Raw genomic sequence first — 13,256 nt, forward strand, 5'->3', positions numbered from 1 at the left:
AATTTCATTTAATGAATACCACAACAATCCTGTTATTACTTGTATCAATACTAATTGCTGCTGGTGTTTCATTTTACCACTATTTTTATAAAGTCAAAAGCAAATCCAAAGTGAATTTGTTTTTGGCTTTTTTGCGTTTCTTTAGTGTTTTTGGTTTGCTATTATTGTTAATCAATCCAGTCATTTCCAGAAAAACAATTGAAACGATCAAAACGCCTTTACCAATAGTTATTGATAATTCATCATCGATAAAAGATTTGAAAGCTGACAAATCAGCCTTGGAAGTATTTGAGCAATTGAAAAACAACGCTGCCCTAGCCGATAAGTTTGACTTGCAGTCCTATCAATTTGATGCCGACTTTTTACCTTCTGACACTATAAATTTTAAAGGAAAGCAAACTAGTATAGATGTTGTTGCCAAAAACTTAAAGAACATATATAAAAATCAACATTTTCCAACGGTTTTAATCTCAGATGGAAATCAGACATCAGGAGAAGATTATGTGTTTGGATTCAATCCAGACAATAAAGTTTATCCACTAGTAGTTGGTGATACAACAACATATTTCGATTTAAAAGTGGCTCAGTTAAATGTCAACAAATATGCTTTTCATAAAAATAAATTTCCAGTAGAAGTATTTTTGAATTATTCTGGAAAAAAATCAATAAATGCTTCCTTTAAAATTACTCAAGGAAATACCGTTTTAAACGAACAAACTCTTGCATTTTCACCTACTAAAAAGTCAGCCACTATAAATGTATTATTGCCGGCGGATAGAGTAGGGCTTCAAATTCTAAAAGCAAGTATAACTTCAAAAGAATCTGAGAAGAATACTTATAATAATGTCAAAAATTTTGCAGTAGAAGTAATTGATCAAAAAACAGAAGTCGCTTTAGTTTCTAGTTTTCCACATCCTGATTTAGGCGCTATCAAACGCAGTATTGAATCTAATGCACAAAGAAAAGTAACTATCCTTAAACCTAATGAAATTAAATCTTTAAGCGATTATAATATTTTAATCTTATACCAACCCAACGGAACATTTAAATCTATATTTGATCAAAACGAAAATGCAAAAATCAATACTTGGATTATAACAGGGAATGATACCGATTTTAATTTCTTAAATCAAAATCAAAAGACTTTTGCTTTTAAAATGACGGGGCAGAAAGAAGACTATTTGGCTTCTTTTGATTCGCAATTCAATCTCTTTGCTTTAGACAATATTGGATTTGAACAATTTCCACCAATAGAAAATTCATTTGGGGCAATAACATCCTCAGGAAATGTAAACACTTTGTTAACATCAACGATTCGGAATATTGCCACTAATCAACCTTTGTTATCTTTTAGTGAGAATCGAGGCATAAGAAGCGCATTCTTATTTGGAGAAAATATTTGGAAATGGAGGGCAGAGAGTTATGTAAACAATAAAAGTTTTACAGATTTTGATATTTTCTTAGACAAAACCATTCAATATTTAGCCTCTAATAATGCTCGAAAGTCTTTGGTGGTTAATCATGAACGTTTTTATAATTCGGGAGAAGGAATTGAAATAACGGCACAATACTTCAATAAAAATTATGAATTAGATGAAAAAGCACGTTTGACTATTTCTGCAACTAATTCTAAGACAAAACAAGTTAAAAATTACGATTTACTTAGAGCTACAAATTCTTTTCAAGCTAATTTAGATGGACTATCAGCGGGAAATTATTCTTTTATGGTAAAAGAATTAAACTCTAATTCTTCTTATAGCAGTAGTTTTGAAGTCTTGGATTTTGACATAGAAAAACAATTCGTAAATCCAGATTGGAATAAGCTGAATCAATTGGCTACTCAAACTCACGGAAAAGCTTTTCTACCTAATCAAGTGGATACTTTAGTGAAAGAACTTTTAGCAGATGACAGTTATAAAGCCATACAAAAAACAACAATCAAAAAATCACCTTTGATCGATTGGATTTGGTTGCTAGTTTTGATATCGCTGTCCTTAGCAACTGAATGGTTTGTTAGAAAGTATAACGGATTATTATAGTTGGTTTAAAGAACTTATTCTTTTATCAATTTATAACTCCAGCTTTTTCCATTGCTTTCAATTTTCACAAAATAAAGCCCGGTTGCTTGACTATTTAAAGAAACTCTCTCGTCAGTTAAAGAAGTATATTGATTGGTAAAAACACATTTGCCCAACATATCGTATACTTTGATAGTAGCATTTTCTAAGGCATCATTATTTTTAGTTCTTATAGTAAAATCTGAATTAGTTGGATTTGGATAAACTGCAAATTCATTTGTTTCAAATTGAGGCGTGGCTAACATAGTACCACCAGCATCTAAATACATCCAAGCAAAAGCCTGATAGTATTGATTAGCAATATTTAAATCATGAACAATCAGTGTGTTTTCATCATTTGAATTTTCAGCAGCACTACTCCAATTGTGAGATCCCAATAAAACCAAAGGGTCAGAAGCAGCATTAAAATTATCAACTACCATAAACTTATGGTGCATTATTCCACTATTAGTAAACTTTACTACATGGCTAGGAAGTAAAGCAGCTTCTAAAACGGTAAATTTATTTCCGGTTGGATTTTGAGTATCCATCACAATATTGATATTGGTTAATCCTGCACTGTATTTATTCGTAATAGCAGTAGAAATATCGCTTCTAGTTAAAACCATGGTTGCGATTTCAATATCAGAATTAGCAGAGTTTATACACTGAATAATCTTAGAGGTTGCATTATCACTTGGGCTAAAATAACTGTTGATTGTTTTTCCTCCTATGATATAGTTGTGTGGCGTGTTATCAGTTTTGGTTGAACCAAATTTCGCCAAATTGGCATCGGGAATCATGGTATTACTACCCCACATTTCTTCAAATTCTATTTTATATCCTAGTGCTAGTGCTTGATCTTGAATTACTATAGCACTGTTTTTATCTGGTCCATCAATTTGAGCTGTAGTCCAATTAGTTGAACCTGTCCATACATAAGGTTTATTTGGGTCACTATTGTTAGCATCGAATATCACAAATTTATTATGCATGATCCCACCATTGGCAACATCGGGTCTTCCTAGAGTTGGTATATTAGAATTTAGTAATGATAACATGGAACTACTAGTACTAGCGTCATAAATTAATCTTACTTGAACTCCACGGGCATAAGCCGCATTGATAGCTCCAACAATTCCGGTAGTCGAACTTGGGGATGATGAATTGTATATAGCAATATCCATGGTACTTTGACAAGCATTAATATAGGTTATTAACATGTCATCTAAGGTATTAGATAAATTTACCGCTGGTTGTATTTGAGCATAACTAGTGTTCACTTCATGATTGAAATATACGTTAATTGTACCTGAAGAAACAGAAGGAGTTGCTAAATAAGTTGTCTTTGCTGTTGCAGTCTTTTGATTAGTTGATTGATATTCGAGACGAATGATTTCAGATGGTTTTAAATCTTCTAAAATGAAATTGTTCCCTTCTTTTTTAATAGAAATTGGCAATTTACTAGTAACATCAATTGCATTAGTAACGAAATCGCTTTGCTGATTAAATTGTATAGTGATATCAGATTTAGTATAAACAACATTAAAATCATTTTCAACTACAGTTTGTTGACCATATGTCAACGTAAAAGATATAGCCATAAAAGCTATAGCAAGGAAAGATCTTTGCTTCATCATTAAGTGGTATTTAAGGCAAATGTAAAGAAAAATACTTTTGCATTAAACTATGTTAACTTTTGAGCAATCAATGATTATTAGATTCATTAAAAGAAAGAGATGTGTTCTCTATTTAGAGTGTTCTCATAAACATTATATAAAATTTCAAAAATTAATTTTTCCTTAAAAAAGAGGGGAAGGTTGTCTATTACTTTTAATTTGATTTATCTTTATCAAAAAGAAATTAGACAAGCATGCTGCATTTATTAATAGTAGAGGACGAAGAAGGAATTGTAAATTTTTTAAAGCAAGGCCTAGAAGAAGAAGGGTATCAAGTTTCTTCGGCTAATAACGGTTTAGATGGTTTTGAGCTTTTTAAAGTTAAAAGATTTGATTTAGTCCTTTTAGATTGGATGTTGCCCAAAATGAATGGGATTGAAGTATGTAAGAGCATAAGAGAAATTGATTCCAAAATCCCAATTATATTTTTAACTGCAAAAGATACTGTTCAAGAAACCGTTGAAGGTTTAAAAACAGGAGCCAATGACTATATAAAAAAACCTTTTAGTTTTGATGAGTTAGTGGAACGCATCAAAGTTCAACTTAGAGAAATAAGCGAACAAGAAATATTGACATTAGGACCAATTGAAATTAATTACCAAAAACATAAAGTTACAGTTAATAAAAAGGATGTTATCTTAACACAAAAAGAGCTTGATTTTCTATATTATCTCATTAAAAATAAAGGCAGCGTTTGTTCAAGAAGCCAAATCATTCAAGACGTTTGGAACATTCATTTTGAATATGAAACGGGAGTCATAGATGTTTTTATGAATTCCATTAGAAAAAAGCTGAACTTAAAAGTTGAACAGGATTATATCAGAACCATTCGTGGTGTAGGATATCTTGCCAAAGATTAAATGTAACGATGCAACAACTTTCCTTTAAAAATAGAATAGCTTCCAATTACCTAATTTCTACAGCGCTATTGATTTTCGTAGTGTTTTGTGTTATTTATGCTATCGTGAGATTTAGTGTTTATGTTAAAGTTAATAATGATATTAAGACAGAAGTAACAAAGCATCTCAAAGAAATTGAAGTCAAAGAAAATTGTGTTCTTTTAATTAGAGAGAAGCAATGGAAGAAAATGCAATTCAATAAAGTAGACATTAGTCCAGCTTTTATTCAATTTGTAGATGAATTGGGGGCTTTAGTAAATAAATCCCCAAACCTTAAACAAAAAAAATTAAATTACTATCCCGAAGCCATTAACAATGTTTTGTTTGATGGTAGGTTAGAAAATACTTCTGTTAGACAGATACAAGTCCCTTTATATCAAAACACTAAAATTATTGGATATCTAATTGTCGCAATGTCTTTGGAAGATTCAGCTATGGTATTGCATAACCTTTTTATTATCCTCTTAGTATCCTATCCATTTATACTTATAGTACTCTTTCTTATTGCTAGATTTATTGCAGGTAGAAGCATTAAACCTATTAGTTCAATCATACAAACCTCAAATATTATTACTAAAGATAATTTAAAATCTAGGATTCCACTACCACAAAATAAGGACGAACTTCATTTGCTTTCTAAAACTATAAACAATTTATTGGATCGAGTCGAGAATGCTATAGAACGTGAAAAACAATTTACCTCTGATGCTTCTCATGAACTCAGAACTCCCTTAGCAGTTATCAAAGGAACATTAGAAGTTTTGGTAAGAAAACCAAGAAATCCAGAAGAGTATAAAGAAAAAATAGATTTCTGTATCAATGAAGTCAACCGATTAAACTTCTTAGTAGACGAATTGCTTTTATTGGCTCGTTTTGAAGACCAAAAACAATCTTTAAAAATTGAAAAGGTATCCCTAAATGCTGTTTTTTTAGATATAATTTCAAGAAATTCTTCTATTATTAATGATAAAAAGCTTAATTGTGAAGCTCTGTTTTCAAAGGATTTTTATGTTCAAACTGACCTCTATTTGTTTTCTATTATTGTTAATAATATTTTGACAAATGCTATAAAGTATTCCAATTCAAATGGTACAATTTCGTTTGATATTTCAGAACAAAACAATAAAGTATTTTGTACAATTTCAGATTTTGGAATTGGAATTGCCTCTGAAGATTTGCAAAAAATATTTGATCAATTTTATCGCTCTAAATCAAATGAACACCCTGAAATTAAAGGAACTGGTTTGGGATTGTCAATTGTTAAACGTTTGTGCATTTTACTTCAAATTGATTTAAAAATTGAAAGCACAGAAGGCAAAGGAACTAAAGTAATATTAGGGTTTTCAAAATAAATGATAATAATCATTTTGTTTTCGACTTTACAATAGTAACTTTGATTTCAACTTTAAATAAAAATAGTATGACCGACGCACATTATCATTTAGTAGTCAATCATTTTCCAATCATTGGAACGATATTAGGGTTAGGTATTTTGATTGCAGGCTTATTATTAAAAAACAATACAGTAAAGAATGTTTCTTATGTTTTGTTTATAATAGCAGCTATTTTCGCGGCTTTTAGTATGGGAACTGGAGAAGGAGCTGAAGAAATGGTAGAAGACATGCCTACTGTTGGCAAGCAAATTATTCACGAACACGAAGAAATGGCCGAAAAATTGGCTTTAGTTTTATATGTTTTAGGCGTAGTTTCATTATTAGGATTGTATACTAACATTAAAAATCATAGTAAAGCTAAGTTGGTTTCCTATTTGGTTTTAGTTATTGCTTTTGTGGGTGTATTTTTAGCACAACAAGTTGGCACTTCTGGTGGAGAAATCCGTCATACGGAAATCAGAAAAGACTATAAAGCATCAACTCCTGAAGCGCAGGAAAATAAAGACGAAGATTAAATACTAATTACATAAGTTTTGAGAAGACCTAATTGTTTCAACTGTTAGGTCTTTTTTTATGCTATATTCTCAAAAAAATAGTTATTAAAATACATTTTTGTACTAACATTTCCCTTCAACTGAAATATCCATATATTTCGGTAAAAGACTTTGTTATCCAAATCCAAAAAGTTATTTTTACGCTTATTAGCATACTTCAATAAAACATGAATAAAGAACAAGAAATCGTGACAGACGAACAAGAAGTTAAAAAAATTATTGAGCCTCAACTCAATATTCTTTTGACAACTGATGAAGATGACGACCGTCCTGTATACATTTCAGGGAATTTTAATAATTGGGTTACACAAGATAAACGTTTCGAAATGGAAAAAGTGGAGCATGGCTTGTACCATTTTAAATTTGCTCATGACTTCGTTTATCCTGAAGAAATGCTATACAAATTCACACGAGGTGATTGGAGTGAAGTAGAGATTGATAAATATGGCAATCGAACTGAAAACCGTTCTTGTAAAAAGAAAAACGGTGTTCATAAAGAACATGTTGCAAAATGGAGACACAATTGGCTACCCTTTAAATCTAATTATCTACCTAAAGTACATTTGATTTCAGAAGAATTTGAAATCCCACAGTTAAATAAAACTAGAAGAGTTTGGGCTTTATTACCTCATGATTACGAAACATCAACTGAACAATATCCAGTTTTGTATTTACAAGACGCTCAAAATTTATTTAACGAAAAAGCCAAATATGGCAATTGGGAAATAGATAAAAAGTTAGCCGTAATGGCGGAATATAAAATTGGTAAAATAATAATTGTTGCCGTCGAACATGCAGAAAAAGAGCGAATTAAAGAATACAATGTGGGTAATACCGTTCTCGGAAATGGTCAAGGAAAAAAGTACATTCGATTTGTAACAGAAACGCTTAAGCCTTTTATCGACAGTAATTTTAGAACTAAATCTGATAGAACTAATACTGGAATAGGAGGAAGTTCTATGGGAGGATTAGTTAGTATCTTTTCTGGAATTATGTATCCCGAAGTATTTGGTAAACTGATGATATTTTCGCCATCGCTTTGGGTCGTGCCCAAAATCAAACTGTCGTTCTTAGACATGGATGAACCTCAAAATACCCGAATCTATCTCTATGCAGGTGGTGATGAAAGTGCTACTATGATAGATCATGTGCAACATTTTAAGAAAAGATTATTAAAAAAAGAAGGATATGCCGATATGATGAAAGTTCGTTTAAGCATAAATATCGAAGGCAAACATAATGAGCGTTATTGGAGTGATGAATTCCCCAAAGCTATTGAATGGCTTTACTTTAGCAACAAAGATGAATAACTTATGAAATCAAAGATTCATGAATACCCAAAAAGCAATATTAAAGCATGAATAAAATTATAAAAAAACAAAACCTCGATAGTTTTAAAGGAACAATTTTAATTCCAGTATTTGAAACTACAGCCAAAAGCATCGTACCTATTGAATATCATGGAGTTTCAGTATATTCTCAAGTGTTTTACGGAAAAAAAGATACCCATTATTTGGTTGAAAAATACGAATGCACTCATGTGTTTATTGGTTTAGGAAAAGAGTTAGATTATAAATCTTTAAAAACTATATTCAGAAGAATTGCTGCTAAACAAAAAGAAGTTTTCGGAAAAAATGTAGCTTTAGTTATTCCAGATAACTTCAATAAAACTCAAGTAGAGGCTGCATTTTCTGGTTTGTTATTAGGAACTTATAATTTAGGGCATTACAAAAAAACGGAAATCCATTCCTTTTTGAACTCGGATTTCGAATTGAATTATATTGCCAATACAGACTTTGGTGAAGTAATAGCTAAAGCGATTAAAATTGCAAATGCACAACTTGAAACCTATGCTTTAGTTGATTTGCCTCCTAATAAAGTCACCCCCAAATATTTAGCTAATTGGGCCACCGAATCAGGAAAAAAACATGGTTTTGAAGTAACTGTTTTTGGCAAAGAAAAATCTACCGAAGTAGGGTTGCATTCTTTTCTTTCTGTTGGAAAAGGAAGCGCTCAAGAGCCTCAATTCATCATCATGGAATACAATCCGGCGAATGCTAAAAAGCACATAGGGTTAGTTGGCAAAGGAATTACATTTGATACAGGAGGTTTAAATATTAAAACAGCTGGGATGGTTCAAATGAAGTGCGATATGGCGGGAGGAGCTGCTGTTTTAGGAGCGATGCAATTGATTGCTGATTTGCAATTACCTGTCCGTGTGACGGCTATTGTTCCTGCGTGTGAGAATTCTGTTGATGCGCAATCCTTTTTACCAAGCGATGTTATACAAAGTTATGCTGGACATTCCATAGAAATCATTGACACTGATGCTGAAGGGAGATTGATTTTGGCCGATGGATTATCTTATTTGATAAAAAATTATAAACCAGAAACTGTGATTGATTTGGCCACATTAACAGGAAGCGTTATTGGGACTTTAGGCTATGAATGTGCTGGCTTGTTTACTAACAATGTGGAATTATCAATAAAATTGCAAGAAGCTGGTGATGCAATTGGTGAGCGTTTATGGCAATTACCATTATGGGATGCTTATAAACCTGATATTGACAGTGAAATTGCGGATGTAAAAAACTATTCTGGAAAACCTGTTGCTGGCGCTATTTCTGCTGCTAAGTTTTTAGAATTTTTTACTAATAATCACAGTGCATGGGCACATCTTGATATTGCTGGAGTGGCTTTTGGTGATGATGAATTTGCCAAAACCAAACATGCCACGGCCTATGGAGTTCACTTAATCACAAACTTTATTGAAAATCTGTAATAGTATGGAAAGTCCAATTAAAAATTTCATCTGTGTTTCCAATTATTTCAAAGGAAACGATTTCATGATTAATCTGAAAAAGCAAGGAAATAAAGTATACCTGATTACTTCCGAAAAACTTCGGGAAAAGCCATGGGCATTTGAGTATATTGATGATATTTTTTTCATGCCTGGACAAGATGTGGATTGGAATTTAGAAGAATTATTAGCCGGGGTCGCTAGTGTGATGCGTCATAAAAAGATTCATGGCATTGTTGCTTTAGATGATTTTGATGTTGAAAAAGCAGCCTATCTAAGAGAAAATCTTAGAATCGATGGAATGGGACAAACCACGGGAAGGTATTTCCGTGATAAATTGGCTATGAGAATGAAAGCTAAAGATGCTGGTATTCCTATTCCTGCGTTTAGTTCTTTGTTTAATGATGAAGAAATCAATCAATTTGCTGATACGGTTTCACCTCCTTGGGTTTTAAAGCCTCGTTCAGAAGCCTCTGCTTCGGGAATTATGAAAGTATATTCAAAAGAGGAATTATGGCAAAAAATACACGAGCTTGGGGATACCAATCGAATCAAATATTTAGTAGAACAATTCAAACCTGGTGCTGTTTTTCATTGTGATGGATTAAATTGGAGAGGAAAGACTTTATTTTCAATTACTTCACAATATTTGGCCACACCAATGGAAATTTCTCAAGGTGGGGGTATCTTCAGAAGTGCCAATATTCCATATGATACTAAAGATGATAAACAAATCAAGAAAGTAAATGAACAAGTATTAAAAGCTTTTGGAATGCAACATGGTGCGAACCACACTGAGTTTATCAAATGCAATGATGACGGAAAAATTTATTTTCTAGAAACAGCTTCTCGTGTTGGGGGTGCTCACCTAGCTGAAATGGTTGAGGCTGCATCTGGAGTAAACTTGTGGGGAGAATGGGCAAAAATTGAAGATGCCTTAGTAAAAGGACAAGAATATAAATTGCCTAAAATTAAGCAAGAATTTGCAGGTATTGTATTGACACTTTCCAAGTTTGAACACCCTGATTTATCTGGCTTTAATGATGCAGAAGTTTGTTTTAGAGTTCCTTTAGATTATCATGCTGGTTTGATTGTAAAAAGTGACAATCACACAAGAGTTAGGGCGTTACTTGACGATTATGCAGAACGATTAATCCGAGATTTTGCAACCGTTGCTCAACAAGAAGCAGTAAAGAAATTGCATTAATAGTAGTGGCCAATAAAATCTATAGTAAACACAATTTTCACAAACACACTTTCTGTATTTGGAAGGAAGTTTTGTTTAAAGAAATAAGCGATTTAAAGATTAGTTATAAAAGTCAATCGGGTAGTCAATACATTTTTACTGACAAAGGCTTGTATCGTATTTCCAATCATTGGGGAAGAGTGGCTAATTGCCATTGGCGTTTAGTTCCTTTAGCCGAGTTCAAAAGTCAACACAATATTGTTGGATATGCTAATTGGGCTGATTTTTATTCTAATGATGATACTTCAAAACTTTTCTTTATTGAAGCCAATTTTGAAACACAAGAAGCCAATTTTTATCACAAACTAAGCTCCAATAATCAGCAGAATTTGGTTTTTAGAAATGCTAAAGATACTGCCAAAACCATCAGAACTATCAAAGAAGTATTGACGGAAACTGATTGGGCTAAGTATTTAAAATATGACGATTTTGAATCTTTAAGAAAGGAAGTTGTTAATGAATTAGTGAATTCAGAAAAGAGTTTTCTACAAATCAAAAAGAACTATTTGTAATTTATTTTTCAAACATTCCAACCGTTCCACCCACCCAATCTTTGTCTTTATTGAATTTTACTCCAATCATTTCACCACGACTTAATCGAACTAAATTGGTAACTAGAGTAGGAGCAGGAGCGTCTTTTTTCCATACAGCTAGTAATCGAACTTCTGCTTTTACCTTACCATCTGGCGATTGAATGACAGGTTTATAATTTACTTTTTTCTGAAGGATGTATAAATCTTTTTCTTTTACAGCTTCAATATCTTCTTTTTTTACATGGAAAATTACGCCACTTCCTGAGAAAGAAAACAATGGTTTTAAAACATAATTCTCTAAATCCGCAGGAATCTCTTTTAAATCCGAAAGCAAAGTAGTTTCTATAAAATATTTTCCTTTTAGGTAAGGCAAAATGAATTTGCTAATTCGGAAAAACCAATTCGGATGACCTGCCCATTCTACATCCATATCAGAAGAGAAATCAAAGTTTAGTTTCAAATCGGTGCGTAAATCCAATTCATCAAAAATGACACGATTGTAGATTCGTTTTACCAAAATTTCTACTCCTTTTTCATTTTTATAGAAAAGTTGTTGTCCTTTTTGATACAATTCGGTTACACAAATAATTGGAATCCCTAAATCTCTGTGACAGTAATAGAAATCTATCTTTGTGTTTTGTTTTTCTGGTTCAATTTCTAACAGGATAACATTTTCTTTTGGATAATTATTGCAAATAACGTCTTCTATTAATTGCAAATAACTTTCCTGATTTAATCCGTTAAGAAAAGGGGTTAGTTCTGATAGGAAAGGGTAGTGGTCGACAAATTTTTGAGACAAATGATTCTGAAAATTAAACAAAGACGGAAATCCTTGCACTTCAATTAGCTTAGGAACAATGGAACCTTCTTCTTCACAAATCCCGAAATCAATAGCTAAAAAGGTAGTATGATTATCTTCGTTAGGTACTTTTCGATTCAATTCTAATGCTCTATTAGTAAGTGCTTTAAAATCCTCTTTTTGAATAAAATCAATCACTTGCTGACAACCTTCCAACAATTGTTCTTTCAAATCATTTGGGATAAAAAATGGCGTTTCACCAATACGAAAGGTAACTTTATAATCAAAATCAGAGGTAATGTCTTGAATTAAATCGTCGTATTTTTCAATAGTGAAATTTTGATTGAAAAGTGTTCTATAGTTAGAATTCATAGTGATTAGTAATTAGTGAATAGTGATTAGTCAAGTAATCAGTTCAAAGCTTGTTACTAATCACTAGTTAATCAATTGGATAACGCTTTTTTGTGTTTCATTAAATCATTGATAGCAATGCGTAGGAAATTAGGAATAATGGTTTCGTTGGTTTTATAGATTTTATCTTCGTCTAGTAAATCTTCTAACATGTCACGGAACTTTTGTTTTCCTTTCATATCAATAATTCTTTCTCTTTTTTCTTTGTTCTTCAAATTGGCAATAAAACTCAAAGCATCAGCTTCTGGATGGAATTGCAAACCAACAAACTCATCCGAAAAACGAACGCCCATAATGGCTCGCTCATATTCTCTGTAAGTTCTTATTTTTTCCAATGCAATAATCATCGCGCCCTTTTTGCTAAATATACTTAGTTTAGGTTGTACCACTTGATAATCCCGACTGTCAATAGCATAAAACGGGTTTTCTAAACCTTCTAAAATAGGATCATTCATTCCTGCTTCTGTTTTATGAATGGTCATTACCCCAAAGGAGGTTGATTTTCTTTTAGTTATTTCGGCCAAGCCAAAGTGATGGCAAGCCATTTGAAACGAATGACAAATAAACAAAACGTGTTTTTTTACTTTTTGTTCCTTGTTCCAATTCCATAACTGATTGATGAAATCATACCATTTTAAATCCCAATTGCCATCGCCTTCTAATGGATTTCCTGGTCCACCAGTAGAGATATAGATGTCAAACTTTTCAATATTGGGAAATTCACTTTTACCGCGAACATCAAAAATTTGAAACGTAACTATTTGATTGAATCTATTCATGATATCAATAATACAGCGCATTCCCTGATTAGGTTCTCCGTTGTACATATCTAAAACTGCTATTCTTATTTGGTGGTTCATGCTATTGATTTAATGGTGCAAATA

11 protein-coding genes are annotated in these 13,256 nt (G+C 32.1%); 8 read left to right on the top strand and 3 right to left on the bottom strand.

The window, feature by feature from the left end; translation table 11 throughout:
• Positions 1-11: 11 nt before the first annotated feature.
• Positions 12-2,039 (top strand): hypothetical protein, encoded by a 2,028-nt coding sequence (locus tag OLM53_RS02280; RefSeq protein WP_264521443.1) that lies wholly within the window; start codon positions 12-14, stop codon positions 2,037-2,039.
• A gap of 14 nt (positions 2,040-2,053) precedes the next feature.
• Here OLM53_RS02280 and OLM53_RS02285 read toward each other — a convergent pair whose 3' ends face one another.
• Positions 2,054-3,697: a phospholipase D-like domain-containing protein gene (locus tag OLM53_RS02285; protein WP_264521444.1), complete on the bottom strand. Its 1,644-nt coding sequence runs from the start codon at positions 3,695-3,697 to the stop codon at positions 2,054-2,056.
• 236 nt (positions 3,698-3,933) lie between these two features.
• Between OLM53_RS02285 and OLM53_RS02290 the strand changes: the two genes are divergently transcribed.
• The 7 genes from OLM53_RS02290 (at position 3,934) to OLM53_RS02320 (ending at position 11,141) form a co-directional block, all read left to right on the top strand.
• Positions 3,934-4,596 carry a response regulator transcription factor gene (locus OLM53_RS02290; RefSeq protein ID WP_264522408.1) on the top strand — a complete coding sequence of 221 codons (663 nt, stop codon included), beginning with the start codon at positions 3,934-3,936 and terminating at the stop codon, positions 4,594-4,596.
• Positions 4,597-4,604: 8 nt separating this feature from the next.
• A complete protein-coding gene (locus OLM53_RS02295; RefSeq protein WP_264521445.1) occupies positions 4,605-5,987 on the top strand; it encodes a sensor histidine kinase in 1,383 nt (460 codons plus the stop codon).
• 68 nt (positions 5,988-6,055) lie between these two features.
• Positions 6,056-6,544 carry a hypothetical protein gene (locus OLM53_RS02300; protein WP_264521446.1) on the top strand — a complete coding sequence of 163 codons (489 nt, stop codon included), beginning with the start codon at positions 6,056-6,058 and terminating at the stop codon, positions 6,542-6,544.
• A 206-nt stretch (positions 6,545-6,750) separates the two neighbouring features.
• Entirely contained in the window at positions 6,751-7,893 is a 1,143-nt protein-coding gene (locus OLM53_RS02305; protein ID WP_264521447.1) for an alpha/beta hydrolase, read from the top strand.
• Between the two features lie 47 nt (positions 7,894-7,940).
• On the top strand, positions 7,941-9,365 hold the full coding sequence (locus tag OLM53_RS02310) for a leucyl aminopeptidase family protein (RefSeq protein WP_264521448.1): 1,425 nt from the start codon (positions 7,941-7,943) through the stop codon (positions 9,363-9,365).
• A 4-nt stretch (positions 9,366-9,369) separates the two neighbouring features.
• Positions 9,370-10,590 carry an ATP-grasp domain-containing protein gene (locus OLM53_RS02315; RefSeq protein WP_264521449.1) on the top strand — a complete coding sequence of 407 codons (1,221 nt, stop codon included), beginning with the start codon at positions 9,370-9,372 and terminating at the stop codon, positions 10,588-10,590.
• A gap of 71 nt (positions 10,591-10,661) precedes the next feature.
• Entirely contained in the window at positions 10,662-11,141 is a 480-nt protein-coding gene (locus OLM53_RS02320) for a hypothetical protein (protein ID WP_264521450.1), read from the top strand.
• Between the two features lies 1 nt (position 11,142).
• Here OLM53_RS02320 and OLM53_RS02325 read toward each other — a convergent pair whose 3' ends face one another.
• Both OLM53_RS02325 and OLM53_RS02330 read right to left on the bottom strand, forming a co-directional pair.
• On the bottom strand, positions 11,143-12,333 hold the full coding sequence (locus OLM53_RS02325; RefSeq protein WP_264521451.1) for a hypothetical protein: 1,191 nt from the start codon (positions 12,331-12,333) through the stop codon (positions 11,143-11,145).
• 71 nt (positions 12,334-12,404) lie between these two features.
• Positions 12,405-13,232 (bottom strand): type 1 glutamine amidotransferase, encoded by an 828-nt coding sequence (locus tag OLM53_RS02330; protein WP_264521452.1) that lies wholly within the window; start codon positions 13,230-13,232, stop codon positions 12,405-12,407.
• Positions 13,233-13,256: the final 24 nt, after the last annotated feature.

Source organism: Flavobacterium sp. N1994, from assembly GCF_025947145.1.
In the GTDB taxonomy this organism is placed as follows: domain Bacteria; phylum Bacteroidota; class Bacteroidia; order Flavobacteriales; family Flavobacteriaceae; genus Flavobacterium.

Excerpts from the sequence above, each read along its gene's own strand:
- OLM53_RS02300 (WP_264521446.1), top strand. The coding sequence starts at position 6,056 with ATGACCGACGCACATTATCATTTAGTAGTCAATCATTTTCCAATCATT.
- OLM53_RS02315 (WP_264521449.1), top strand. The coding sequence starts at position 9,370 with ATGGAAAGTCCAATTAAAAATTTCATCTGTGTTTCCAATTATTTCAAA.
- OLM53_RS02280 (WP_264521443.1), top strand. The coding sequence starts at position 12 with ATGAATACCACAACAATCCTGTTATTACTTGTATCAATACTAATTGCT.
- OLM53_RS02310 (WP_264521448.1), top strand. The coding sequence starts at position 7,941 with ATGAATAAAATTATAAAAAAACAAAACCTCGATAGTTTTAAAGGAACA.
- OLM53_RS02330 (WP_264521452.1), bottom strand. The coding sequence starts at position 13,232 with ATGAACCACCAAATAAGAATAGCAGTTTTAGATATGTACAACGGAGAA.
- OLM53_RS02325 (WP_264521451.1), bottom strand. The coding sequence starts at position 12,333 with ATGAATTCTAACTATAGAACACTTTTCAATCAAAATTTCACTATTGAA.
- OLM53_RS02305 (WP_264521447.1), top strand. The coding sequence starts at position 6,751 with ATGAATAAAGAACAAGAAATCGTGACAGACGAACAAGAAGTTAAAAAA.
- OLM53_RS02295 (WP_264521445.1), top strand. The coding sequence starts at position 4,605 with ATGCAACAACTTTCCTTTAAAAATAGAATAGCTTCCAATTACCTAATT.
- OLM53_RS02285 (WP_264521444.1), bottom strand. The coding sequence starts at position 3,697 with ATGATGAAGCAAAGATCTTTCCTTGCTATAGCTTTTATGGCTATATCT.